This window comes from Apilactobacillus xinyiensis, assembly GCF_019656235.1.
Lineage (GTDB): Bacteria > Bacillota > Bacilli > Lactobacillales > Lactobacillaceae > Apilactobacillus > Apilactobacillus xinyiensis.
The window spans coordinates 1-25,878 of sequence record NZ_BPLL01000025.1; the positions used below are offsets into that span (position 1 = coordinate 1).

The 25,878-nt window shown below is 34.4% G+C and carries 20 protein-coding genes, 9 tRNA genes and 1 riboswitch; of the genes, 24 read left to right on the forward strand and 5 right to left on the reverse strand.

Annotation, left to right across the window (positions count from 1 at the left end):
- Positions 1-96: 96 nt before the first annotated feature.
- Positions 97-441, reverse strand: coding sequence for a hypothetical protein (locus tag K5Q11_RS05885; RefSeq protein WP_220751907.1), 345 nt, complete (start codon positions 439-441; stop codon positions 97-99).
- Positions 442-594: 153 nt separating this feature from the next.
- Here K5Q11_RS05885 and K5Q11_RS05890 point away from each other — a divergent pair, with 153 nt between their 5' ends.
- The 3 genes from K5Q11_RS05890 to K5Q11_RS05900 all read left to right on the forward strand — a co-directional run bounded on the left by K5Q11_RS05890 (position 595) and on the right by K5Q11_RS05900 (position 2,580).
- Entirely contained in the window at positions 595-1,254 is a 660-nt protein-coding gene (locus K5Q11_RS05890) for a metal-dependent transcriptional regulator (RefSeq protein WP_220728929.1), read from the forward strand.
- Between the two features lie 96 nt (positions 1,255-1,350).
- Positions 1,351-2,109, forward strand: coding sequence for a threonine/serine exporter family protein (locus K5Q11_RS05895; RefSeq protein WP_220728976.1), 759 nt, complete (start codon positions 1,351-1,353; stop codon positions 2,107-2,109).
- Between the two features lie 9 nt (positions 2,110-2,118).
- On the forward strand, positions 2,119-2,580 hold the full coding sequence (locus K5Q11_RS05900) for a threonine/serine exporter family protein (protein ID WP_220728975.1): 462 nt from the start codon (positions 2,119-2,121) through the stop codon (positions 2,578-2,580).
- A gap of 14 nt (positions 2,581-2,594) precedes the next feature.
- Here K5Q11_RS05900 and K5Q11_RS05905 read toward each other — a convergent pair whose 3' ends face one another.
- Both K5Q11_RS05905 and K5Q11_RS05910 read right to left on the reverse strand, forming a co-directional pair.
- Positions 2,595-2,960: a DUF1634 domain-containing protein gene (locus K5Q11_RS05905; RefSeq protein WP_220751909.1), complete on the reverse strand. Its 366-nt coding sequence runs from the start codon at positions 2,958-2,960 to the stop codon at positions 2,595-2,597.
- Positions 2,960-3,805, reverse strand: coding sequence for a sulfite exporter TauE/SafE family protein (locus K5Q11_RS05910; RefSeq protein WP_220751911.1), 846 nt, complete (start codon positions 3,803-3,805; stop codon positions 2,960-2,962). The genes K5Q11_RS05905 and K5Q11_RS05910 overlap by 1 nt, the downstream gene beginning before the upstream one ends.
- A 158-nt stretch (positions 3,806-3,963) precedes the next feature.
- Between K5Q11_RS05910 and K5Q11_RS05915 the strand changes: the two genes are divergently transcribed.
- Positions 3,964-4,632 carry a phosphatase PAP2 family protein gene (locus tag K5Q11_RS05915; RefSeq protein ID WP_220751913.1) on the forward strand — a complete coding sequence of 223 codons (669 nt, stop codon included), beginning with the start codon at positions 3,964-3,966 and terminating at the stop codon, positions 4,630-4,632.
- Between the two features lie 28 nt (positions 4,633-4,660).
- Here K5Q11_RS05915 and K5Q11_RS05920 read toward each other — a convergent pair whose 3' ends face one another.
- Entirely contained in the window at positions 4,661-5,464 is an 804-nt protein-coding gene (locus K5Q11_RS05920) for a lp_1002 family arylesterase (RefSeq protein ID WP_220751915.1), read from the reverse strand.
- A 74-nt stretch (positions 5,465-5,538) separates the two neighbouring features.
- Here K5Q11_RS05920 and K5Q11_RS05925 point away from each other — a divergent pair, with 74 nt between their 5' ends.
- The 17 genes from K5Q11_RS05925 to rpoC all read left to right on the forward strand — a co-directional run bounded on the left by K5Q11_RS05925 (position 5,539) and on the right by rpoC (position 21,752).
- Positions 5,539-6,036, forward strand: a complete 498-nt coding sequence (locus K5Q11_RS05925) for a GNAT family N-acetyltransferase (RefSeq protein ID WP_220728970.1) — start codon at positions 5,539-5,541, stop codon at positions 6,034-6,036.
- Positions 6,037-6,075: 39 nt separating this feature from the next.
- Positions 6,076-6,254, forward strand: a riboswitch (Lysine riboswitch).
- 110 nt (positions 6,255-6,364) lie between these two features.
- Entirely contained in the window at positions 6,365-7,834 is a 1,470-nt protein-coding gene (locus K5Q11_RS05930; RefSeq protein WP_220751917.1) for an amino acid permease, read from the forward strand.
- Between the two features lie 110 nt (positions 7,835-7,944).
- A complete protein-coding gene (locus K5Q11_RS05935) occupies positions 7,945-8,589 on the forward strand; it encodes a deoxynucleoside kinase (RefSeq protein WP_220751919.1) in 645 nt (214 codons plus the stop codon).
- Between the two features lie 278 nt (positions 8,590-8,867).
- The gene (serS, locus tag K5Q11_RS05940) at positions 8,868-10,148 is read left to right on the forward strand and encodes a serine--tRNA ligase (RefSeq protein ID WP_220751921.1); all 1,281 of its coding nucleotides are present in this window, start codon (positions 8,868-8,870) and stop codon (positions 10,146-10,148) included.
- 200 nt (positions 10,149-10,348) lie between these two features.
- Positions 10,349-10,421 (forward strand) — tRNA-Val (locus K5Q11_RS05945).
- 5 nt (positions 10,422-10,426) lie between these two features.
- Positions 10,427-10,499, forward strand: a tRNA-Lys gene (locus tag K5Q11_RS05950).
- A 27-nt stretch (positions 10,500-10,526) separates the two neighbouring features.
- Positions 10,527-10,608, forward strand: a tRNA-Leu gene (locus K5Q11_RS05955).
- 13 nt (positions 10,609-10,621) lie between these two features.
- Positions 10,622-10,695: transfer RNA gene (locus K5Q11_RS05960), tRNA-Thr, on the forward strand.
- A gap of 4 nt (positions 10,696-10,699) precedes the next feature.
- A tRNA-Gly gene (locus tag K5Q11_RS05965) sits at positions 10,700-10,771 on the forward strand.
- Between the two features lie 16 nt (positions 10,772-10,787).
- Positions 10,788-10,873, forward strand: a tRNA-Leu gene (locus tag K5Q11_RS05970).
- Between the two features lie 24 nt (positions 10,874-10,897).
- Positions 10,898-10,971 (forward strand) — tRNA-Arg (locus tag K5Q11_RS05975).
- A 14-nt stretch (positions 10,972-10,985) separates the two neighbouring features.
- Positions 10,986-11,059: transfer RNA gene (locus K5Q11_RS05980), tRNA-Pro, on the forward strand.
- Between the two features lie 25 nt (positions 11,060-11,084).
- Positions 11,085-11,158, forward strand: a tRNA-Pro gene (locus tag K5Q11_RS05985).
- A gap of 100 nt (positions 11,159-11,258) precedes the next feature.
- Positions 11,259-11,726 (forward strand): CtsR family transcriptional regulator, encoded by a 468-nt coding sequence (locus K5Q11_RS05990; RefSeq protein ID WP_220728966.1) that lies wholly within the window; start codon positions 11,259-11,261, stop codon positions 11,724-11,726.
- Between the two features lie 16 nt (positions 11,727-11,742).
- Positions 11,743-14,223 (forward strand): ATP-dependent Clp protease ATP-binding subunit, encoded by a 2,481-nt coding sequence (locus K5Q11_RS05995; protein WP_220728965.1) that lies wholly within the window; start codon positions 11,743-11,745, stop codon positions 14,221-14,223.
- Between the two features lie 252 nt (positions 14,224-14,475).
- Positions 14,476-18,087 (forward strand): DNA-directed RNA polymerase subunit beta, encoded by a 3,612-nt coding sequence (rpoB, locus tag K5Q11_RS06000; RefSeq protein WP_220751923.1) that lies wholly within the window; start codon positions 14,476-14,478, stop codon positions 18,085-18,087.
- A 17-nt stretch (positions 18,088-18,104) separates the two neighbouring features.
- Complete coding sequence (gene rpoC, locus K5Q11_RS06005; protein ID WP_220751925.1) at positions 18,105-21,752, forward strand: DNA-directed RNA polymerase subunit beta'; 3,648 nt, start codon at positions 18,105-18,107, stop codon at positions 21,750-21,752.
- Between the two features lie 37 nt (positions 21,753-21,789).
- Here rpoC and K5Q11_RS07585 read toward each other — a convergent pair whose 3' ends face one another.
- The gene (locus tag K5Q11_RS07585; protein ID WP_373311501.1) at positions 21,790-22,479 is read right to left on the reverse strand and encodes a prepilin peptidase; all 690 of its coding nucleotides are present in this window, start codon (positions 22,477-22,479) and stop codon (positions 21,790-21,792) included.
- Between the two features lie 177 nt (positions 22,480-22,656).
- On the opposite strand from K5Q11_RS07585, the gene rpsL reads away from it, so the two are divergent.
- From rpsL to fusA, 3 genes are all read left to right on the forward strand, one after another.
- Positions 22,657-23,070 (forward strand): 30S ribosomal protein S12, encoded by a 414-nt coding sequence (gene rpsL / locus K5Q11_RS06020; protein WP_054657562.1) that lies wholly within the window; start codon positions 22,657-22,659, stop codon positions 23,068-23,070.
- Positions 23,071-23,109: 39 nt separating this feature from the next.
- Positions 23,110-23,580 carry a 30S ribosomal protein S7 gene (gene rpsG, locus K5Q11_RS06025; protein ID WP_054657564.1) on the forward strand — a complete coding sequence of 157 codons (471 nt, stop codon included), beginning with the start codon at positions 23,110-23,112 and terminating at the stop codon, positions 23,578-23,580.
- A 95-nt stretch (positions 23,581-23,675) separates the two neighbouring features.
- Positions 23,676-25,766, forward strand: a complete 2,091-nt coding sequence (fusA, locus tag K5Q11_RS06030; protein WP_220728634.1) for an elongation factor G — start codon at positions 23,676-23,678, stop codon at positions 25,764-25,766.
- Positions 25,767-25,878: the final 112 nt, after the last annotated feature.

Consider the following 25,878-nt stretch of genomic DNA (forward strand, 5'->3'; position numbering starts at 1 on the left):
TGAATATCGAAATCATTCCATGAAATTAAATATTTAATTTAGTAATAATTGTCTAACTTTTTTAAGGCACTTCATTTAAATCATCTCTTTTTTATTTTATAAGCCAGCACCTACAGCATTGTATTGTTTTTGGTACCATTCGTTCCAGTTTAATTCAGGGTTTCCATTATCGAAGTATTTTTGACCTAAATGCACTATGACTTTTTCATATTCTTTATAACTAAAGTTATATGAATCTTCAATAATTTCGTCGGTTAATTCAAATTTATCACTATATAATCGGCGGTCAATATCCCATAAAATAGTATTATCTACTTTATCTGAGATTATTTCTAGATTGTTCGTTCTATATAAATGAACATAGAAAGTAGTAAAATTCTTTACTGCAACCTGCTTTGCCTGTTCATTTAATTGAGAAAAATTCTTTGTTTCTCCATTCATATGACGTGCGCCTCTATTCAAACAAATTTTGTTGCCTATCCACATTATATATTTAATAAATGTTTTCGTAAAACGCAAAACTTGTTTATAATGTAAAGTTGTAGTAAAAATATAGATTATATACAATTTTAAATTTAGGAGACGCTGATAAGAATGACCCCAAAGAAAGAGGACTATCTGAAAATAATATTTGAACTAGGTGGAACTAAAAGTAAAGTTACTAATAAACGTATCGCAATTAGTTTAGACATTGCAGCTGGTTCAGTTACTGAAATGATAAATAAGCTGTTAGAAGAAGGTTTAGTTTCGCATGAACCTTATTCTGGCGTCTTCCTTACCGATAAAGGTGTAAAGCTAGCAGAAATGTTAGTACGTAAACATCGTATTTGGGAAAGCTTTTTAGTGAACGCTTTAGGTTATTCTTTACCAGATGTTGATAAGGAAGCAGAAATTCTAGAACATGTTACTAGTGATAAACTTTTAAATGCTTTAGATAAAAAATTAGGCCATCCTACTCATTGTCCACATGGTGGTGTTATTCCTGACACCCACGGGCATTATAAGGAAGATAGTCATACCGTATTAAATGATGCTAAAGACGGTGAGAAGGTAGTTGTAGACCGTTTTATTGATAATCATGATTTATTAACTTATTTAGGTGATATTCAATTAGATATTGGTGATGAATTAGAAGTCATTAAACATTCACCATTTGAAGGCCCCGTTACCGTTAAAAACATTACCGATAAGCAAGAAATTGTAATTAGTTATAAAGCTTCTCACTATGTTTTTATTAAAAAAGTCGAAGAATAAATAAAAAAGAATTGGGTAAATACTCAATTCTTTTTGTGTATATAGAATGTTATAATGTCCATAATATTATTACGCATAGATAGGTGGGAATATTCAATGAATCCGAAAAACCGTGATAAATTAGTAGTCGAAATTTGCTTATTAGCAGGTAAAATAATGATTGAAAATGGTTCCGAAATGGTTAGAGTAACTGATACGATTGACCGCATTGCCAAAAATGCAGGAGCTTTTCAAGCTAGGTCATACGTTACTTTGACTGGGATTATCATGTCTGCTAATTATAATAATGGAGCTCAAGTTATTTCAATCGATAAACGTAGTTTTGATTTAGAAAAAGTTTCGGTAGTAAATGATTATTCTCGTAAATTTGCTGAACGTAAAATTAACCTGAGGCAATTCTATTATGCGTTAGAACATATCGATGATACAGTGCCACGCTTTAATAAATGGATGCAGCTGTTAGGTGCTGCAATGGTTAGTGGTTGTTTGGAAATTGTTTTTAGAGACAATATAAGAGATTTTCCGATTGCTTGTTTTATTGGGATGTTTGGCTGGGTCATGTATTCGATAATTGAAAAATACACTTCTATTAAATTTCTTAGTGAATTTATTTCAGCCTTAGGAATTGGATTATTATCGATTATATCTATTAACTACTTACACTTAGGAAATAGTGTTGATGACTTAATTATCGGAAGTATTATGCCATTAGTGCCAGGAGTGCCAATTACTAATGCGGTGCGTGACGTTTTATCAGGTAATTTAATTAGTGGGCCTTCCAGAGGAGTTGAGGCCATTATAAGTGCTTGTGCATTAGGATTTGGTGTAGCCATGGCAATTAAAATATTGGGGTGATAAATTAACATGCAATTATTTTTTAATATGATATTAGTTTACTTAGGTACGATTGGATTTGGTATCTTAGTGAACGTGCCAAAAAGAGCCTTGAACATGGGCGGAATAGTTAGTGTGATGGGTTGGTTAATTTATTATTTTTATACTCAATATGTTGGTGGGTATATTGAAGCCAATGCATTAGGAACTTTTTCTATTGGGATTTTTGGTATCATAGCTTCGCGCTGGAAAAAATTACCAGTTATTATTTTTAATATTCCAGCGTTAGTACCGCTAGTGCCAGGAGGACAAGCCTATCAAGTTATGAAATACTTGGCTACTGGAAACTATACTTTGGCTAAGTCTTACTTAATTCAAGTGGTATTTATTGCGGGAGCTATTGCTGCTGGCTTCTTGTTTTCCGAGTTTGCTAACCAGCTGTTTTTAAGATTAAAGAAAAAAATAGCATCAAAAAAAGAAGTCTTGAAATAAGGCTTCTTTTTTATTTAGATGAATAAACTAAATATTAAAATAACTAATACAATTGAAGTTATATAAACGTATAATTTATCTTTTTCTTTATAGAAAGAGTAAATAGATACAACAACTCTTAGTACGGGGGTTAAGATTAAGCAAAAAATACCTAGCATCATAATTGCATATGGTTTAAAATGCACAATTCCTTGAAAAATGGTTTTGAAATTACTAGGAATATAGTTTTTGGCGTAACCAGAAGTTCCCGTGATAAGAAATAATAGTAATCCGATAATCATAATAGTTGCCGATATGATTACACCAATTCTAAGAATTTTACCAATTATTAGTTCAATTTGGTTCATTTCAGTACGCATTTTATTATCTTTATTTTCCATTATAATTTCACCCCAAATCCTTGAAGTAACATATTGATACCGATATAGAATAGTACTGGGACGAAGATTGCGCGAATCCATTTAGCAGGGAGAACTTGCATAATTCTAGATCCAATTACTGAGCCTAATAAAATTCCTAAGGCTAATGGAACTGCAATATATGGCAAAATTGATCCATTAAAAAAGTAAACGGTAGCACTTGCGGCAGCGGTAACTCCCATCATTAAGTTGCTAGTAGCGCTAGATGGTTTTAGTGGCATTTTCATAAAAGTATCCATTGCAATAACTTTAAATGCACCAGAACCGATACCAAGTAGACCACTAGCTAATCCAGCACCAAACATTACGATAAATCCACCAGGAACATTTTGTACGTTATAGTTCACTTGTTTTTTAGCAGCTTTATCATAATAACTACCATTTAATTTTAATTGAGTGGCGATACGGTCATTGGTTACTTCTTTTACGTTACTATTTTTTTGTAGTAATTTTTTAACCATATTATATGCTGAAAAAACTAAAAGTAGTCCAAACAGTATATATAAATATTTAGGGCTAAGGATACCAGTCAACAAAGCTCCAGAAATAGCTCCAATAGTTGTGGCAATCTCCAAAAACATGGCAACTCTAAGGTTAAGTACTTCATCTTTTAAATATGCAATCGTTGACCCAGAACTAGTGGCAATCACAACGATGATACTTGCACCAATTGCATACTTAATATCCAATCCAAACAGTAAAGTTAGAATTGGAGTTACGATAATTCCACCACCTAGTCCTAAGATAGCTCCCGCAATTCCAGCAATGATACCCAATATAATCATGGTAATTGCGATATGAATCATAAAACTCACTTCCTAAATATATTTATTCTATTATATTTAACCAGTATAACAGTTACTAAATATATATATTAATATTTATCAAAATTGAAACAGCAAAATATGTCGATATGGTATACTTAGTGGGTATAATTATATGATTTTGGGAGGAGAAAATCTTTATGATAATCGATAAGGATTTAACTCGATATGTAAAACTGATTTTAGCCGCAATTTTATCTGGAATTGTAACCGCATCTGTTATTATAAACTCTGGTTATTTACAGTTTTTAGATTCTGCAATTATTGGAAGCGTCCAAAAAGATCAATCTGGATTTTTGAATGGAATGTATACACTTATTACTAATTTAGCTAGTCCCAAATTAGGGATACTTTGGATTCTTATTTTAGCTTTCTTATTATGGGGAACTAAGTATAAAGTTCCAGCTATCTGGTCAATTTGTACATTAATTGGTGGGGATGCTGTAGGTGTAATCATAAAACACATTATTCAGAGACAACGTCCGATATTTCATTTAGCTCATGACACAGGATTTAGTTTTCCTAGTGGCCATGTTTTAAATACTTTTTTAATTATTGGGATAATTTGGGTGATTGTCTTACCAATCATCAAGAGTAGAAAAAAAGTTTTGATTATTCAAATTTGTACAATCATTTTAATGATATTAGTAATGCTTTCTAGAATTTATCTAAATGCACATTACCCAACTGATACAGTTGGAGCAGTATGTATCGGTTATACATGGTTACAAATTAGTCAAATCTTATATGTTTATTTTGCACCAACGATTAAAAGTAAATGGAAACTAGTTAATCATTCATATATATAAAAAAGACGACTATTAAAAGTCGTCTTTTTTATATAATTTCATTCAACCATTCATTTGATAATTGGAACCACTTAGCTACATGTTGATCATTAGCAGCATTTTTCCAAGCCGTTAATTGATTAGCTAGAGCCATACCATGTGGTCCATGATGAAATAAATGTAACTCATTATCAATATGGTGTAAATTTAACTGCTCAGCATATTTAATTGAATTTATACTAGGAACCACGGGGTCATCTGTAGTAGCCCAGATAAATGTTGGAACATTAGTATCTGACACGCTTTCGTCAGCCTTGATTTCTATTTTGTCGTCAATCCAATTAGCTACTTTTTCATTGTCGTTAGGGAAACCTAAAGTTAGATTAATCACGGGATATCCTAAAATGGTAGCTGCTGGTTTGATTATTTCAGAATTATTGATTTTACTAATTTTTTGGAACCATTCAGAATCATATAAGTTATTGAATAAACTAACAATGTGTCCGCCAATTGAAAAACCAGCAATGACAATTTTTTCAGGGTCAATATTCCAATTTACAGCATTTTCTTTAATGATTTTAATTGTATTCGCTAACTCAATTAACGGATTGGGCATTAAAGGCTTGGCTTCAGATTCAAAAGTATAGCGCAAAAAGAAACTTTGGTAACCTTGAGCAGAATAGGTTAATGCAAAACTTTCGGCTTGATTAACTGGAATATGTGTATATGATCCACCAGGCACAATAATCATAGCTGAATACTTAAAATGGCCACTTTCAGCATCGGCATTTCTTATGTAGCCTTGCATAAAGGCACTTGAATTTTCGCGAACTGATTTTTTAATTATTTTCATAATACTATTGCCTCCATAAACGCTTTATTTATAATTATATTTTAACGCAATAAATTTATTATAGGAGTTACATAATGCAATTAAAAACATTGAACTTAGGTGATATCACCATAGATAAACTGTTAGCAAGTGATATTGATGCATATTTCTTATTAATGAACGATGCTCATATTGCTCAAGGTTGTGGTTTTGAACCTATCAATTCTAAAAGAAAAGCAGAATTATTATTACAATCGGATATTGATGATAATACAGTTGCGATTCGTGATTCTAAGTCTAATCAATTGATTGGTTTAATTAATTTATTTGAAACAATTGGTGTTAATAACGAACCAACGTTAACAGAGTTAGATTTAGGTTATTTAATTTCTAGAGATTACAGTCATAAGGGATATATGACTTTAGCTCTATCGAAAGTTATTGATTTAATAAGATCAATGCAAACGACTAACAAGATATTTGGTACTTTTAAAAAAGGTAATTTAGCTTCGATGAAAGTTTTAAAGAATAACGGGTTTGTAAAAGACTCTGCAGATACGTTAACTGAAACCTGGGTTTTAAATTTAAAATAATGTTGAATATTTTTAATAGTCAGTATATAATCTTATAGTAATCTAAGAAGAGGCGCAGATGACATTAGTAGTAAATGTTAGCTAATAAAGTGGCTTTGAGCATTTATGAAAGGGGATTTTGCCGAAATTATAATATGCTTTATCATATTATTTTTGGGTCTTGGTTTAATAGACTAAGAACTGTCGTGACTATTAAGTTACGGAGTGCTTTCTAAGATCAATAATTAGAATGCTATTTTAAGAATCTCTTCTTTTATTAAGGGGAGATTCTTTTTAGTTATTTGTCTTTGTATGCACCTCTTAGAAACATATTTAGGAGGAATCACTTATGAGTGAACAAAATAATAACTCTAATGGAGTTCATAGAGAGCTTAAAACTCGTCACGTCTCTATGATCGCATTAGGTGGATGTATTGGGACTGGATTGTTCGTTGCATCTGGTTCAACAATTAGCCAGGCTGGACCTGGTGGAGCCTTAGTTGCTTATGTTTTAATGGGACTAATGGTTTACTTTTTAATGACTAGTTTAGGTGAAATGGCTACTAACATGCCAGTTTCAGGTTCTTTTGCTGCTTATTCAGCGAAGTATGTTGATCCAGCCTTAGGATTTGCAATGGGTTGGAATTATTGGTTCAACTGGGCAATTACCGTGGCGGTTGATATTAGTACTGCTGCTTTAGTAATGAAATTTTGGTTACCATCAATGCCTAGCTGGATATTTAGTGCGGTAACTTTAGCGTTAATTTTCTTAATTAATGTGCTTTCAGTTAAAGCATTTGGTGAAACTGAATTTTGGATGTCATTAATTAAAGTTATCACTATTTTTGTATTTTTAGCAGTTGGAGTATTGACTATCTTTGGTATTATGGGTGGTCACGCAACTGGATTTTCAAACTTTACTTATAAACAAGCTCCGTTTGTAGGTGGAATTCCAGCTATCTTAAGTGTATTTATCGTTGCTGGTTTCTCTTTCCAAGGAACTGAACTGGTAGGAATTACTGCTGGTGAATCTGATAATCCGCATGAATCAGTTCCTAAAGCTATTAAGGAAGTATTTTGGCGCATTATTTTATTCTATATTTTTGCAATCATTGTAATTGCTGCCATTATTCCTTACACTAGTCCAGACTTATTAGGTTCTAGTGCTTCAGATGTTGCAATTAGTCCATTTACCTTAGTATTTAAACGTGCTGGATTGGCTGCCGCAGCATCTGTGATGAATGCAGTTATTTTAACTTCAGTTATTTCATCTGCTAACTCTGGAATGTATGCTTCAACTAGAATGCTTTACTCTATGGCTCATGATGGATATGCGCCAAAAGTTTTTTCAAAAACTACAGGTAAAGGAATTCCATTGTACTCATTATTAGCAACTACGTTAGTTGCTTTATTAACTTTCCTTAGCAGTTTTGCTGGACCATCAATTTACTTGTGGTTAGTAGCCGCATCTGGTTTAACTGGTTTTATTGCTTGGGTAGGGATAGCAATTTCTCACTACCGCTTTAGAAGAGCTTTTATTAAACAAGGGCATAAAATTAGTGAACTAAAATATCATGCTACTTGGTTCCCATTCGGTCCAATTTTAACTTTAATTCTATGTATTTTAGTTATTTGTGGACAAGATATTAATTCATTTATATCTTTTGATTGGAAACAAATTGGAATTACTTATATTTCAGTTCCATTAGTTTTAATCTTGTACGTTGTATACAAAATTAAAAATCATACACATTTAATTCCACTAGATAAAGTTGATGTTTCACCAACAATGCGTGAACATAATCGAAGTGATGATTAAATTAAAAAGGGATGCTTTTAAGCATCCCTTTTATTTTTAAAAACTATTTGTGATTATTTAAATAAATGTATTACAATATTTAAAGCTATTAAATTACTAAGGAGATATTTATGCTTGTACTAGCTGGAACGATTGGGGCTGGAAAGACCTCTTTAACTAGAATGTTAGCTGAGAAAATGAACTTGGCTGACTATTATGAATCAGTTGATGATAATGAGATTTTGCCATTGTTTTATAAAAATCCACAAAAGTATGCTTTCCTATTACAAATATACTTTTTAAATAGTCGATTGGACCTAATTAAAAAAGCACGTTTAGATGATAAGGATAGTATAATGGATCGCTCTATTTATGAAGATTCATTAATGTTTCGTTTAAATGCAGACTTGGGTCGTGCAACTGAAACTGAGGCCGATATATATGATTCATTGTTAAAAAACATGATGGAAGAAATTCCTAATGCTAAGTTAACTAAAAATCCGGATTTATTAATTCACATAAAAATCTCTTTTGATACAATGTTAAAACGAATTAAAAAACGTGGACGTTATTTTGAACAAATTGATAAAGATCCAGAATTATACAAATATTATCAAATGTTGAATGAACGATATAATCGTTGGTATGAAGAGTACGATCAATCACCTAAAATGCAAATTGATGGTGATAGGTATGATTTTGTAGAGAACGAAGAAGATTTTGAAAATGTTTTAAAACAAATAAAAGATAGGTACCAAGAATTAATTAGTTGCTAAAGTTAAATTTATGTAATAAGATTATATCTAGATAAATAAAACGTTGTATGTACTATATAAGTAGGCATGACAGAGAGTCGATGGTAGGTGTGAATCGACAGTCGAAATTTCCGAGTACATGAATAAGCGGGTAGGTAATGCTACACGGAATTAGTCCGTTATCTTTTTCGAGGGTTTGGTGTTATTTATATTGCATCAAGAACTTGGGTGGTACCGCGATAAAGAAGGCTTTCGTCCCAATAGACGAGAGCCTTCTTTTTATTTTAGGAGGGAAATACATGTTAGATATTAAAAAAATTCGTCAAAATCCAGAATATATTAAAGAAAAGTTAGCTACTAGAAACGTTTCAGAAGAAACAATAGATAAATTATTGTCTTTTGACCAACAACGTCGTGATTTAATTTTAAAGAGTGAATCATTAAAGGCTAAGAAAAACAAAGTTTCTGAAATGATTTCACAATTAAAACGTAATAAAGAAGATGCAACTGAACCTATTAACGAAATGAAGGAAGTTGCTAAAGAAACAAAGGAATTAGATGAACAACTTGAAAAAGTTCAAAAAGATCAACAGGATTTAGCTGCTCATTTACCTAATATTCCTGCTGATGGAGTACCCGTTAGTTTAACTGAAGATGGTGCTGTAGAACTTAGAAAAATTGGTGAACCTCGTAAATTTAACTTTGAACCTAGACATCACTGGGATCTTGGTGAAGACTTAGGTATTTTAGATTTTGAACGTAGTGCTAAGGTAGCCGGTAGTCGTTTTGTATATTACATGGGTGCAGGTGCCCAATTGGAACGTGCAGTTTACAATTTCTATTTAGATCAAAATGATAAAGCTGGTTATAAAGAAGTCTTACCACCATACATGGTTAACTCCGCTTCTATGTATGGAACTGGTCAATTTCCTAAGTTTTTAGAAAATAAGGCTGGTTTTGAAATCCAAGATAGCGATTTAACGATGATTCCAACTGCCGAAGTTCCATTGGTAAACTATTATCGTGATGAAGTTATTCCTACTGAAAAATTACCAGTTAAGTTCACAGCTTTAACTCCAGCTTTTAGATCTGAAGCAGGAAGTGCGGGTCGTGACACTAGAGGATTAATTCGTTTACATCAATTTAATAAAGTTGAAATGGTTCAATTTACTAAACCAGATGAATCATGGCAAGCATTAGAAAATATTACTGAACATGCGGAATCATTATTGAAGATGTTGGGAATTCCATACCATGTAATTACTTTAACTACTAGTGATATGAGTTTTACTGCTGCTATGACCCATGACCTTGAAGTATGGATGCCTGCTCAAAACCGTTATCGTGAAATTTCTAGTTGTTCTAACACTACTGATTTTCAAGCTCGTCGAGCTCACATTCAATATCGTGATGAAAATGGTAAACTTCAATATGTACACACATTAAATGGTTCTGGTTTAGCAGTTGGTAGAACTGTGGCTGCTATCCTAGAAAACTTCCAAAATGAAGATGGGAGCATCGACATTCCTGAAGTATTACAACCATACATGCATGGCATGAAAAAAATTACAAAAGAATAAAGTTACTAATAGTGCTGATTTTAAATAATTAGCACTATTTTTTTATAAATTTTCAAAAAACACTAGCTTTTTTAGAATCAATAATATATAATACTATTTGTTGTTTGATAAGTAACAACCGATAAATAAAAAACATTTGACAAAAATGAATTAACTTGATATTATATAAAAGTTGTTTCTTTTAGTTAAAAAGACCTCATGGAGGATTAGCTCAGTTGGGAGAGCATCTGCCTTACAAGCAGGAGGTCACAGGTTCGAGCCCTGTATCCTCCATTCATGAGCCGTTAGCTCAGCTGGTAGAGCATCTGACTTTTAATCAGAGGGTCGGCAGTTCGAACCTGCCACGGCTCATTACAATTTAATATTTGTATATACGTTGCGGGCGTGGCGGAACTGGCAGACGCGCTAGATTTAGGTTCTAGTGTCTTATGACGTGGGGGTTCGAATCCCTTCGCCCGCATTGTAAGGTATATGCCGACTTAGCTCAGTTGGTTAGAGCGCTTCACTAGTAATGAAGAGGTCGGGCGTTCGAATCGTCTAGTCGGCATTATGCGGAAGTAGTTCAGTGGTAGAACATCACCTTGCCATGGTGGGGGTCGCGGGTTCGAATCCCGTCTTCCGCTTTGCCAATTTTATTATGCCGGGGTGGCGGAATTGGCAGACGCACAGGACTTAAAATCCTGCGGTCAGTGATGACCGTACCGGTTCGATCCCGGTCCTCGGCATTTAACTTAATATTTTTATTATATGCACCCATAGCGCAACTGGATAGAGTGTCTGACTACGAATCAGAAGGTTGTAGGTTCGAGTCCTACTGGGTGCATTTTTTTATTTTTTCGGGAAGTAGCTCAGCTTGGTAGAGCACCTGGTTTGGGACCAGGGGGTCGCAGGTTCGAATCCTGTCTTCCCGATACTTTAATTGAATAGTTTAAAAATCGGGAAATAGCTCAGCTTGGTAGAGCGTTGCGTTCGGGACGCAAAGGTCGCAAGTTCGAATCTTGTTTTCCCGATTTTTTTGTATACTTTTTTATTTTTATAAACAAATTTCTTTGCAATCAATCTATAAATTCGTATAATGAAAGTCAATATTAGTCAAAGGTAGGAATAGCTATGCAAGGAAAAAACGTTTCTGATATTATAGAAAAATATCTCAAAAAAATACTAGCTGAAGATTCAGAAGTTGAAATTAGTCGCTCCGAAATAGCTAATCTTTTTAATGTTGTGCCATCACAAATTAACTATGTAATAAAAACACGTTTTGGAATTCCGAATGGCTATATTGTAGAAAGTAAACGTGGTGGTGGCGGTTATATTAGAATTGAAAAAGTTAAGTTATTGGATAATTTAGATATAATAAACTTAATTGTTGAATCGATAGGTGATACTTTATCGTATAAAGAGGGTAAATCTATTGCTTTAACATTATTGGAAAATGATATTATTAACAATAAAGAAGTCAATATTATACTATCTGCCATAAACTGTAAAACTTTAAATACTGGTAACAAAACGATTGAAAATAATTTAAGAGCACGTATTATGATTTCAATCTTGAATCATTTGAAATACGAAAGTTAGAAAGTGAGGCTTATTTATGAACAATAATAATATTTTTACACCTAGTGCAAAAAACGTGCTAATTTTGGCTCAAGAACAAGCTAAGGGCTTTAAGCATCAAGCAATTGGTACTGAGCACATTTTACTAGCTTTAACCATGGAAAAAAATGGGATTGCTTACAATGCATTACAACATTTCTCTATAAATGAAGAAGACATTCGTGGTGAAATTGAGCGTATTGCTGGATATGGTAACTTTGTAGATGCCGATAATGATACCTATTTACCTTATTCACCTAAAGCACAAAATGTTATTGCAATGTCTGGACAAATTGCTAAACAATATGGTGCTTTAAAGGTAGGCACTGAACACTTATTATTAGCGCTACTTAGTGACTATTCTTTGATTTCTTCAAGAATATTAATATCATTAGATGTTAAGCCGAGCGAAGTTCAAAAAGTTACTTTCCGCAAAATGGGAGTTTCATCAGCCTCAGCTAAACGTATGCAATACCGTAATAAAAACAAACGCAATGAAGGTCCAACACCTACATTGGATTCTTTAGCACGTGATATGACTGAAATTGCTAAGCAAGGTAATATGGATCCTACAATTGGCCGTGACAAAGAGGTTCGTCGTGTAATTCAAATTTTGAGTCGACGTACTAAGAATAACCCCGTTTTAATTGGTGAACCAGGAGTGGGGAAGACAGCAATTGCTGAAGGTTTAGCTCAAAAAATAGTTGCAGGAGAAGTTCCTGGTGATATGGCTAATAAACGTTTGATGATGCTAGACATGGGCTCCTTAGTCGCAGGTACTAAATATCGCGGTGAATTTGAAGATAGATTGAAAAAAGTTATTAATGAAATTCGTGAAGATGGCCATGTCATTCTATTTATTGACGAATTGCATACTTTGATAGGTGCCGGTGGTGCTGAAGGGGCAATTGATGCTTCTAATATTTTAAAACCAGCGTTAGCACGTGGTGAACTACAAACCATAGGGGCTACTACTTTGGATGAATATCAAAAGCACATTGAATCTGACCAGGCATTAGCTAGAAGATTTGCGACGGTTATGGTTGATGAACCAACTCCTGACCAAGCTAGACAAATTTTAAGTGGATTACGTCCTAAATATGAAAAACATCATCATGTAAGAATAACTGATGAAGCCATTGATGAAGCGGTTAAATTATCAACTAGATATATTAGTAATCGCTTTTTACCCGACAAAGCTATTGACTTAATGGATGAAGCTGCTGCTAAAATTAGGATTGATAGTATGGGTAAATCTAATAGTTTAGCTACTAAACAAAAACAATTAAATAGTCTTTCTAGACAAATGGAAATGGCTATTGAGCATCAAGAATTTGAAAAAGCAGTACAAATTAGACAATCAGAGAAAAAACTACAAGACGAGCTAGAACAGTTAAAAGAACGTGCAGAAAAGAAAAATAAAACTGAAGATGATCACTATTCATTGACTGAAACCGGTGAAGATATTGCTAATATTGTTCATGAATGGACAGGTATTCCAGTTAATCAAATGACTAAAACTGATTCTTCCAAGCTAATTAATCTTGAAAAAATATTGCATAAGAAAATCATTGGTCAAGATAAAGCAGTATCAGCAGTTGCACGGGCTATTCGAAGAGCTCGTAGTGGCTTGAAAAATCCTAATCGTCCAATTGGTTCATTTATCTTTTTAGGGCCTACCGGAGTTGGTAAAACAGAGTTGGCTAAAGACTTAGCTGAAACAATGTTTGGTTCTAAGGATGACATGATTAGAGTTGATATGTCTGAATATATGGAGAAATACTCTACTAGTCGTTTAGTAGGTTCAGCTCCTGGATATGTTGGATACGATGAAGGTGGACAATTAACAGAAAAGGTACGTCAACATCCATATTCAGTTGTATTATTTGATGAAGTAGAAAAAGCACATCCTGATGTATTTAACCTATTACTTCAAGTTTTAGATGATGGATACATGACTGATTCTAAAGGAAGAAAAGTTGACTTTAGAAATACATTGTTGATTATGACTTCTAATTTAGGAGCTACGGCTTTACGCGATAAGAAGACAGTTGGTTTTGGTGCTGAAAGCAACAATGAAGATTCATTTGAAGCAATGTCTGGTGTTATTAAGGCACAACTCAAAAAACATTTTAAACCAGAATTTTTAAATCGAATTGATGAAACGGTTATTTTCCATTCATTAAAACAACCACAAATTCGTCAAATTGTTAAGTTGAACTTAAAAGATTTAATTGCTCGAGTAGAAGAACAAGCGATTGAAATTAAATTTACACCTGCAGCAATTGATGTAATTGCTAAAGCTGGCTTTGATCCAGAATATGGTGCAAGACCAATTCGTCGTGCAATTCAAACTCAAGTAGAAGACAAGGTTAGCGAAATGATTTTATCTGGAGAACTTTCAGCAGGTAGTATCTTATCTGTAGGTTCGCATAAAGGTAAATTAACTTTTAATAATAAAGAAACAGTTAAACAATAAAATTAAAAGAGAAGATATTTCTTCTCTTTTTTTATTGACAATTTTTAGACCAGATAGTATCATTACGTGTATATTACTATGAATTAAATGCACGTTTGCGATCTATTGTCCGTAAAACGTACCTATAATAACCAAAAGTAAGAAAAATAATCTTATTTTTGGATTTTTTTTGCTCATTTTTAGGTATATATGCAATTTTTTTGTAATTGTAATGAAAATGTAACATTTAATTCTATAGAATAATTTGGAGAGGTGAAGAACTTGGCAGGACATTTAGTTAAATATGGTAAACACCGTATTCGAAGAAGTTATTCGCAAATCAAGGAAGTTCTTGATTTACCTAATTTAATTGAAATCCAGACTGATTCATACAAATGGTTCTTAAAAGAAGGTTTACGTGAGATGTTTAACGGCATCATGCCAATTGATGATTTTCAAGGAAAATTATCATTGGAATTCGTAGATTACCAACTATTAGAACCTAAGTACACTGTGGATGAAGCAAGAGATCATGAGGCAAATTACTCTGCTCCACTTCATATCACATTAAAATTAACTAACCACGAAACTGGAGAAATCAAAAACCAAGATGTATTCTTTGGTGATTTCCCATTAATGACAGAACAAGGTACTTTCATTATTAATGGTGCAGAACGTGTTATTGTTTCACAATTAGTAAGATCCCCTGGTGTATTTTTCCACCAAGATAAGGCTAAGAATGGTAGAACTGTTTTCGGTACTACTGTAATTCCTAACCGTGGTGCTTGGATGGAATTTGAAACTGATGCTAAGAATCTTTCATACGTTCGTATCGATAGAACTAGAAAGTTACCAATTACTGAATTGGTTCGTGCATTAGGTTTCGGTTCAGACGATGAAATTTCTCAAATATTAGGTAGTAATGATAGTCTTTCTCTTACTTTGGAAAAAGATGTTCACAAGAATACCGATGATTCTCGCGTTGAAGAAGCATTAAAAGATATTTACGAACGTCTACGTCCAGGTGAACCTAAGACTGCGGATTCTTCTCGTAGCTTGTTAACTGCTAGATTCTTTGATCCTAAACGTTATGATATGGCACCAGTTGGACGTTACAAGACTAACAACAAGTTAAGTCTTAAGACTCGTCTATTAGGTCTAACTTTAGCTGAAACTTTAGCTGACCCTGAAACTGGTGAAATTATCGTTAAGAAGGGTACTGTTATCGATAAGCAAGTAATGCAAACTCTTGCACCATACTTGGATAACAAAGACTTTAAGGCATATACATTTAATCCTTCTGAAGAATCAGTTGTTCCAGAACCAATGACTGTACAAATCATTAAAGTTCAATCTGAAAAAGATCCTGAACATGTTGTACCAGTAATTGGTAATGATAACATTCCTTTAGATTACAAGCACATTACTCCTGCTGATATTATTTCATCAGTTAACTACTTCTTTAACTTACAAGAAGGTATTGGTGAACCAGACGATATTGACCATTTAGGTAATCGTCGTATTCGTTCAGTTGGTGAATTGTTGCAAAATCAATTTAGAATTGGTTTAGCTAGAATGGAACGTGTAGTACGTGAAAGAATGTCAATCCAAGACACTTCAACTGTTACACCTCAACAATTAATTAATATTAGACCAGTAGTAGCTTCAATTAAGGAATTCTTTGGTTCATCTCAATTATCACAATTCATGGATCAAACTAACCCATTAGGTGAATTAACTCATAAACGTCGTCTTTCAGCCTTAGGACCTGGTGGTTTGACCAGAGACCGTGCTGGTTACGAAGTTCGTGACGTTCATTACACTCACTATGGTCGTATTTGTCCGATTGAAACTCCCGAAGGTCCTAACATTGGTTTAATTAGTTCACTTTCTAGTTATGCTAAAGTTAATAAATATGGATTTATTGAAACTCCTTACCGTCGTGTTTCATGGGATACCCATAAAGTCACTGACAAAATTGATTATTTATCTGCTGATGAAGAAGATAATTATGTTGTAGCTCAAGCTAACTCACCATTGAATGAAGATGGTTCTTTTGCAAATGATGTTGTTATGGCTCGTTACAAATCTAATAATATTGAAACTAAGATTGAAAACGTTGACTACATGGACGTTTCTCCTAAACAAGTTGTTTCAGTTGCTTCTGCATGTATTCCTTTCTTGGAAAATGATGACTCTAACCGTGCTTTAATGGGAGCCAATATGCAACGTCAAGCGGTTCCTTTGATCAAGCCTCACGCACCACTAGTTGGTACTGGTATTGAATATAAGGCCGCCCATGATTCTGGAGTTGCTTTAATTTGTAAGCATCCAGGAACTGTAGAATATGTTGATGCACGTGAAGTTCGCGTTCGTCGTGATGATGGTGCTTTAGACACTTATAAATTAATGAAATTTAGACGTTCTAATGGTGGTAAGAACTACAACCAAAGCCCAATTGTTCGTGCAGGAGACAAGGTAGATGCTGATGAAATCCTTGCAGATGGACCATCTATGGAAAATGGTGAATTAGCATTAGGTCAAAACCCAGTTGTTGCATTTATGACTTGGCAAGGTTATAACTTTGAAGATGCCATTGGTATTTCTGAAAGATTAGTTCGTGATGACGTTTATACTTCAATTCATATTGAAGAATACGAATCAGAAACTAGAGATACTAAACTTGGACCTGAAGAAATGACTAGAGAAATACCTAACGTTGGGGAAGATGCATTAAAAAACCTTGACGATGAAGGTATTATCCGTGTTGGTGCTGAAGTTCATGATGGTGATATTTTAGTTGGTAAAGTTACTCCTAAGGGTGTTACTGAATTATCAGCTGAAGAAAGATTACTTCACGCTATCTTTGGTGAAAAATCACGAGAAGTTCGTGATACTTCATTACGTGTACCACATGGTGGTGGCGGAATTATCCAAGACGTTAAAGTATTTACTAGAGAAAATGGTGATGAATTATCACCTGGTGTAAACAAGATGGTTCGTGTTTACATTGCTCAAAAACGTAAAATTCAAGTTGGGGACAAGATGTCTGGTCGTCATGGTAACAAGGGTACAGTTTCAATTGTTATCCCTGAAGAAGATATGCCATACTTACCAGATGGTACTCCAATTGATATTTTATTAAGTCCAATGGGTGTGCCTTCACGTATGAACATTGGTCAAGTTCTTGAATTACACTTAGGAATGGCTGCTAGAAAACTTGGAATTCATGTTGCAACTCCTGTTTTCGATGGTGCTCGTGATAGTGATATATGGGATGTAGTTAAAGAAGCTGGAATGGCATCTGACGCTAAGTCAATCGTTTATGATGGTCGTACAGGTGAACCATTTGATAAACGTGTTGCCGTTGGTGTTATGCACTACTTGAAACTTGCTCACATGGTTGACGATAAGATTCATGCTCGTGCAATTGGACCATACTCATTAGTTACTCAACAACCACTTGGTGGTAAAGCACAATTTGGTGGACAGCGTTTTGGTGAAATGGAAGTTTGGGCACTGGAAGCTTATGGTGCTGCTTACACACTTCAAGAAATCTTAACTTACAAGTCTGATGATGTTGTTGGACGTGTTAAGACTTATGAAGCAATTGTTAAGGGTGAACCAATTCCAAAACCAGGTGTTCCTGAATCATTCCGTGTTTTAGTTAAAGAATTACAAGCTTTAGGTTTAGACATGAAAGTTCTAGATAACGACAACAAAGAAATTGAACTACGTGATATGGATAGTAGTGATAATGATGAAGTTGTTAATGTGGATGCTTTAAGTAAACTTGCTGAAAAGCAAAAAGAACAAAAAGGATCTGACAAATCTAAGACTGAAGATGCTAAAGCTAATGAAACAAATACAAATACTAAGGAATAGAGAAGGAGGACTATCAGTTGGTCGATGTCAATAAATTTTCAAGCATGCAAATTGGATTAGCATCTTCTGATAAGATCCGTAGTTGGTCATATGGTGAAGTTAAAAAGCCAGAAACTATTAATTATCGTACTTTAAAACCTGAAAAAGATGGTTTGTTCGATGAAAGAATTTTTGGACCAACTAAAGATTGGGAATGTGCTTGTGGTAAATACAAACGTATCAGATATAAGGGTATTGTTTGTGACCGTTGTGGAGTAGAAGTTACACGTTCTAAAGTACGTCGTGAAAGAATGGGTCATATTGAATTAGCTGCCCCAGTTACTCACATCTGGTACTTCAAAGGAATTCCAAGTAGAATGGGTCTTGTCTTAGATATGAGCCCACGTGCTTTGGAAGAAATTATTTACTTTGCATCATATGTTGTTACTAATCCTGGTAATACACCATTAGAAAAGAAACAACTATTATCTGAACAAGAATATCGTCAAAAGAAACAAGAATATGGTAATCGTTTTGAAGGTGAAATTGGTGCTGAAGCCATTAGAACCTTATTGAAGACGGTTGACGTAGAAAAAGAAATTACTGAACTAAAAGAAGAACTTAAAAAAGCTACTGGTCAAAAACGTGTTAGAGCAGTTCGCCGTTTAGACATCTTAGAAGCTTTCTACACTTCTGGTAACGACTTAGCTTGGATGGTAATGGAAACTATTCCAGTTATTCCACCTGATTTAAGACCAATGGTTCAACTTGAAGGTGGCCGTTTTGCTACCTCTGATTTGAACGATTTATACCGTCGTGTTATTAACCGTAATAATCGTCTAAAACGTTTATTAGACTTACATGCACCAGGTATCATCGTGCAAAACGAAAAACGTATGTTACAAGAAGCAGTTGATGCTTTAATTGATAATGGTCGTCGTGGTCGTCCAGTTGCCGGTCCAGGTAACCGTCCATTGAAATCATTGTCACACATGCTTAAAGGTAAGCAAGGTCGTTTCAGACAAAACCTTCTAGGTAAACGTGTTGACTACTCCGGTCGTTCAGTTATTGATGTAGGACCAAGTCTTAAGTTTAATCAAATGGGACTTCCTGTGCCAATGGCAATGGAATTATTCAAACCATTTATCATGAAAGAATTAGTTAAACGTGGAATTGCTTCAAATATTAAGAATGCTAAACGTCAAATTGAACGTGAAGAATCTGAAGTATTTGATGTGCTTGAAGATGTTATTAAAGAACATCCAGTTCTATTGAACCGTGCACCTACTTTGCATAGACTAGGAATTCAAGCATTCGAACCAGTATTGGTTTCTGGTAAATCAATGCGTGTTCATCCACTAGCTTGTGAAGCTTATAATGCCGATTTTGATGGGGACCAAATGGCTATCCATGTTCCTTTATCTGATGAAGCTCAAGCTGAATCACGACTATTAATGTTGGCTGCCAGTCATATTTTAGCTCCTCGTGATGGTAACCCAATCGTTGCTCCTTCTCAAGATATGGTTATTGGTAATTATTACCTAACTATGGAAGAAGAAGGTCGTGAAGGTGAAGGTATGATTTTCAGTAGTACTGATGAAGCTCAATTGTCATATCAAAATGGTTTAACTCACTGGCATACACGAGTAGGAATTGCTGCTTCTGCAATGCCTAAGAAACCATTTACTGATGAACAAAAGGGTAAAATTTTAGTAACTACTATTGGTAAAATTATCTTCAATAAGATTTTGCCAGAAGCTTTCCCATTCTTAAATGAACCAACTGACACTAACTTACGTGGTCATTTATCTGACAGCTATTTCCTAGAACCTGGTGAAAATATACATGATCATTTGAAGAATGCTCAGTTAGTAAAACCTTTCAAGAAAGGTTTCTTATCTGATGTTATTGCCGAAGTATATAAACAATACAAGGTTACGGAAACATCACATCTTCTAGATCGTATTAAAGACCTAGGTTACAACGAATCAACTAAGTCAGGTTTAACTGTTGGTATTGCTGATATTACTGACTTAAAACAAAAGCCTGAAATTATTAGTGAATCTCATAAAAAGGTTGCTACAATCACTAAACAATTCCGTCGTGGTTTAATTACTGACCAAGAACGTTATGAAAGAGTTATTAGTGTTTGGAACGATGCTAAAGATGAAATTCAAAATCAATTAATGAAAAACTTCGACCCTCAAAATCCTATCTTTATGATGAGTGATTCAGGTGCTCGTGGTAACATTTCTAACTTTACTCAGTTGGCTGGTATGCGTGGTTTGATGGCTGCTCCTAACGGTGAAATCATGGAATTACCTATTACTGCTAACTTCCGTGAAGGATTATCAGTTATGGAAATGTTTATTTCTACCCATGGTGCTCGTAAAGGTATGACCGATACAGCCTTGAAGACTGCCAACTCAGGTTACTTAACTCGTCGTTTAGTTGATGTTGCTCAAGATGTTATTATTCGTGAAGATGACTGTGGAACTGATCGTGGTGTTATCGTAAAAGCCCTTAAAGAAGGCAAAGAAATGATTGAACCACTTTATGATCGTATTCTTGGTCGTTATGCAATGAAGACAGTTAAAGACCCTGAAACCGGTGAAGTAATTGTAAAACGTAATCAAATTATCAACGAACCAGAAGCTCAAAGAATTCAAGACGATGGAATTGCCGAAGTTGAAATTAGATCAGCATTTACTTGTAACACAGTTCATGGTGTATGTAAGAAATGTTATGGTAGAAACTTAGCTACTGGAGATGCCGTTGAAGTTGGGGAAGCAGTTGGTACAGTTGCTGCTCAATCAATCGGTGAACCTGGTACTCAGTTGACTATGCGTAACTTCCATACTGGTGGGGTTGCTGGTAATGCCGATATTACTCAAGGTCTACCTCGTGTTCAAGAAATTTTTGAAGCTCGTAATCCAAAAGGTAAAGCTGAAATTACCGAAGTTACTGGTGAAGTTGCATTAATTGAAGAAAACCCAGCTGAACGTGTTAAAGAAATTACTATTAAGGGTGATTCTGATACTCGTACTTACAAGGTTCCAATTAATGCACGTATGAAAGTAACTGAAGGTGACTTTATTCATAGAGGTCAAGCGCTTAATGAAGGTTCTATTGATCCTAAAGAACTTATTAAAGTTAAAGATTCTCTATCAACTGAAGTTTACTTGCTAAGTGAAGTTCAAAAAGTTTACCGTATGCAAGGGGTTGCGGTAAGTGATAAGCATGCTGAAATCATGGTAAGACAAATGCTTCGTAAGGTTAGAATTATGGATCCTGGTGATACTGATGTACTTCCTGGAACTTTAATGGATATTAACCAATTCGAAGATGCTAACCGTGACGCAATTATTACTGGTAAGATACCAGCAACTGCTCGTCCAGTTATCCTTGGTATTACAAAAGCTGCTCTTGAAACTAACAGTTTCTTATCTGCAGCTTCATTCCAAGAAACTACTCGAGTATTAACTGATGCTGCTATTCGTGGTAAGAATGACCCATTAGTAGGTCTAAAAGAAAATGTTATTATTGGTAAACTTATTCCTGCAGGTACTGGAATGAAGACTTATGGTGATATTGAACCAGAAGAAATCGGAAAATCAAGTACTGATGGCGTTTATTCAATTAGTGAATTGGAAAAGCGTATGCAAGAAGAAGACGCTAAAAAATAATTAAATAAAAAGCACTTACTTTTATAGTAAGTGCTTTTTATATTACATAATTAATGAAAAATCCCAGAGTCATAAAGGGAATAAAGGCAACTTCTCTTTTTTGACTAATTTCTATATATGTTAAAGCTGATAGTGATGATATAAAAATGATATTTATAAATTCACTTAAATTGTGCATAATAAAGAAAATAAATAATATATCAATATCTCCATTTCCAATAAAATTATTTTTGTAAAATCGATGGATTAGGCATATTAAAATATATAATATTCCAATGATTATTAAGTTTAAATAGTTTTTGTTGGTTAAAACCATACTAATTGGAACTAATGAATATATTAATAAGGTAGGTATATGCATAGTTTTTAAATCACTTAGAGACATGTATAGAAGTAAGATGGCAGCTATTAAAATTATGCAACTCTTAAATTCATATGGATTTATTCTTAACACTAAGATACCTAAATAAAGTTCACTTAAAAGATATTCTAAAGGAATTTTAAAATTACATTGATTACATTTGCCTTTTGATATTATATATCCCATTATTGGAATCTTTTTAATTACGCTTAATTTTAGATTACACTGATTACAATGAGAATATGGAAAAATTATAGATGTACCGGCTTGCTTTCTTTCAAATATTAAATTAACGAAGGATCCAACTGATGCGCCTAAAAATATTTTTAATATAAATAAATAGATAAAAATGCTATAACCTCCTATGTTATGATATTTACGTTATTTTGTATTTTAAAATTTTTCAAACTAACATTGACACTAAAAATTATGAGTGTTACTATAATTTAGTGCTTTAAGCAACAGGTGGTTATTTATCAAAAAATGAACCACCTGGATGTGTGGACTTAAATAAAAAATAATTTCGGAAGGAGGAATTTTTAGATGCCTACTATTAACCAATTAGTACGTAAAGGTCGTCATTCTAGAAGTTCTAAATCAAAAGCCCCAGCTTTAAACCATGGTTACAACAGTTACAAGAAGAAGCAAACTAATAACCCAGCTCCTCAAAAACGTGGAGTTGCTACTCGTGTTGGTACCATGACTCCTAAAAAGCCTAACTCAGCTTTGCGTAAATATGCTCGTGTTAGACTTTCAAACTTAATTGAAGTTACTGCTTATATCCCTGGTATTGGCCATAACCTTCAAGAACATAGTGTTGTTTTAATTCGTGGAGGCCGTGTTAAGGATTTACCTGGTGTGCGTTATCACATCGTTCGTGGTGCTCTAGATACTGCCGGTGTTACTGACCGTCGTCAAGGACGTTCAAAATACGGTACTAAGAAACCTAAAGATTAAAACTAACTAATACGCTATTGCAATAAGGAGGACATTTTAATGCCAAGAAAAGGAAACGTACAAAAACGTGAAGTTCTTCCTGATCCAATTTACAATTCAAAATTGGTTACTCGTTTAATCAATCATTTGATGTTGGACGGTAAGAGAGGAACTGCTACACAAATCTTATACAATGCATTTGAAACTATTAAGAAAGAAACTGGTAACGAACCAGTTGAAGTATTCGAAGAAGCAATGAAGAACGTAATGCCTGTACTAGAAGTAAAGGCTCGTCGTGTTGGTGGTTCTAACTACCAAGTTCCTATTGAAGTTCGTCCTGATCGTCGTACTACTTTAGGTCTTCGTTGGATCGTGAACTATGCTCGTTTACGTGGTGAACACACTATGACTGAACGTTTAGCTCGTGAAATCATGGATGCAGCTAACAATACTGGTGCTTCTGTTAAGAAACGTGAAGACACTCATAAAATGGCTGAAGCCAACCGTGCATTTGCTCACTACCGTTGGTAATCTAAACATAATTTCGGTTATGTTATCTGAGTGGCTAATCCAAATTAGCCACTTTTTTCAAAAAGTGAACTATTTGAGAGGAGAAACAATTTATAATGGCTAACACTCGAGAATTTCCATTAGAAAAAACTCGTAACATTGGTATTACTGCCCATATTGATGCTGGTAAAACTACTGCTACTGAACGTATCTTGTACTACACTGGTAGAATTCACAAAATTGGTGAAACTCATGATGGTGCTTCACAAATGGACTGGATGGTACAAGAACAAGAACGTGGTATTACTATTACATCTGCTGCTACAACAGCTCAATGGAAAGACCACCGTATCAACATTATTGATACCCCAGGACACGTGGACTTCACTGCCGAAGTTGAACGTTCACTACGTGTGCTAGATGGTTCTATTACTATTCTAGATGCTGCTGCTGGTGTTGAACCACAAACTGAAACTGTTTGGCGTCAAGCATCTGAATACGAAGTTCCACGTATCGTTTTTGCTAACAAGATGGATAAATTAGGTGCTGACTTTGATGCATCTGTTAAATCACTTCATGAACGTTTGGACGCTAATGCTCATGCTGTTCAAATGCCAATTGGTGCTGAAGATTCATTTAGAGGTATTATCGACTTGATCGAAATGAAAGCCGATTTATATGATGAAGATGAATTAGGTACTAAATGGGACGTTGTTGATATTCCAGATGAATTCAAAGAAGAAGCAGAAAAACGTCATGCTGCTTTAGTTGAAGCAGTTGCTGATGTTGACGATGACATCATGGAAAAATACCTTGAAGGTGAAGAAATCAGCAAGGAAGAATTAAAAGCTGGTATCCGTAAGGCTACTTTAAACCTTGAATTCTACCCTGTATTAGCTGGTTCAGCATTTAAGAACAAAGGTATCCAAATGTTAATGGATGCAGTTCTAGAATACTTACCATCACCTCTAGATGTTCGTCCTTACAAAGCTACTGATCCAAAAACTGGTGAAGATGTTGAATTGAAAGCTGATGACAACAAATCATTTGCTGCTTTAGCATTTAAAGTTGCAACTGATCCATTCGTTGGTCGTTTAACTTACATCCGTGTTTACCAAGGTACTCTTGAATCAGGTTCATATGTATTGAACGCTACTAAGAACAAACGTGAACGTGTTGGTCGTTTACTTCAAATGCACTCAAATAACCGAGTAGAAATTCCTGAAGTATTCTCTGGTGATATTGGTGCTGCTATTGGTTTGAAGAATACCACTACTGGTGATTCATTGACAGACCAAGACCACCCATTACATCTTGAATCAATGGAATTCCCTGAACCAGTTATTAGTGTTTCTGTTGAACCTAAGACTAAGGCTGACCAAGACAAGATGAACACTGCTTTACAAAAACTTTCTGAAGAAGATCCAACATTCAAGGCTGAAACAAACCCTGAAACTGGTGAAACTATTATCGCCGGAATGGGTGAACTTCACTTGAACATTATCGTTGACCGTATGAAACGTGAATTCAAGGTTGAAGCAACTATTGGTCAACCACAAGTTGCTTACCGTGAAGCATTTACTAAGGCTACTAAAGCACAAGGTAAATTCGTTCGTCAATCTGGTGGTAAAGGTCAATATGGTGATGTTTGGATTGAATTTACTCCTAATGAAACTGGTAAAGGTTTCGAATTCGAAAATGCTATCGTTGGTGGGGTTGTTCCTCGTGAATTTATCCCTTCAGTAGAACAAGGTTTGAAAGAATCAATGGAAAATGGTGTTCTTGCTGGATACCCATTAATTGATGTTAAAGCTAAGTTATACGATGGTAGTTACCATGATGTCGATTCTAGTGAAGCTGCCTTTAAGGTTGCCGCTTCAATCGCATTGAGAAATGCTGCTAAATCAGCTGGCCCTGTTATTTTGGAACCAATCATGAAAGTTGATATTGTTGTTCCTGAAGAATACATGGGTGATGTTATGGGACAAGTTACTTCACGTCGTGGTAACGTTGATGGTATGGAATTGAGAAACAAAGCTCAATTAATTCATGCTTTCGTTCCACTATCAGAAATGTTTGGTTATGCTACAACTCTACGTTCTGCTTCACAAGGTAGAGGTACCTTCTCAATGGTATTCGATCACTACTCTCCAGTTCCAAAGAGTATTCAAGATGAAATCATTGAAAAAAATGGTGGCGAAAAATAATCTAACTTTTTAGATTATTAAAAAGAGTAATGCTAAAATGAAGTGCCTTAAAAAAGTTAGACAATTATTACTAAATTAAATATTTAATTTCATGGAATGATTTCGATATTCA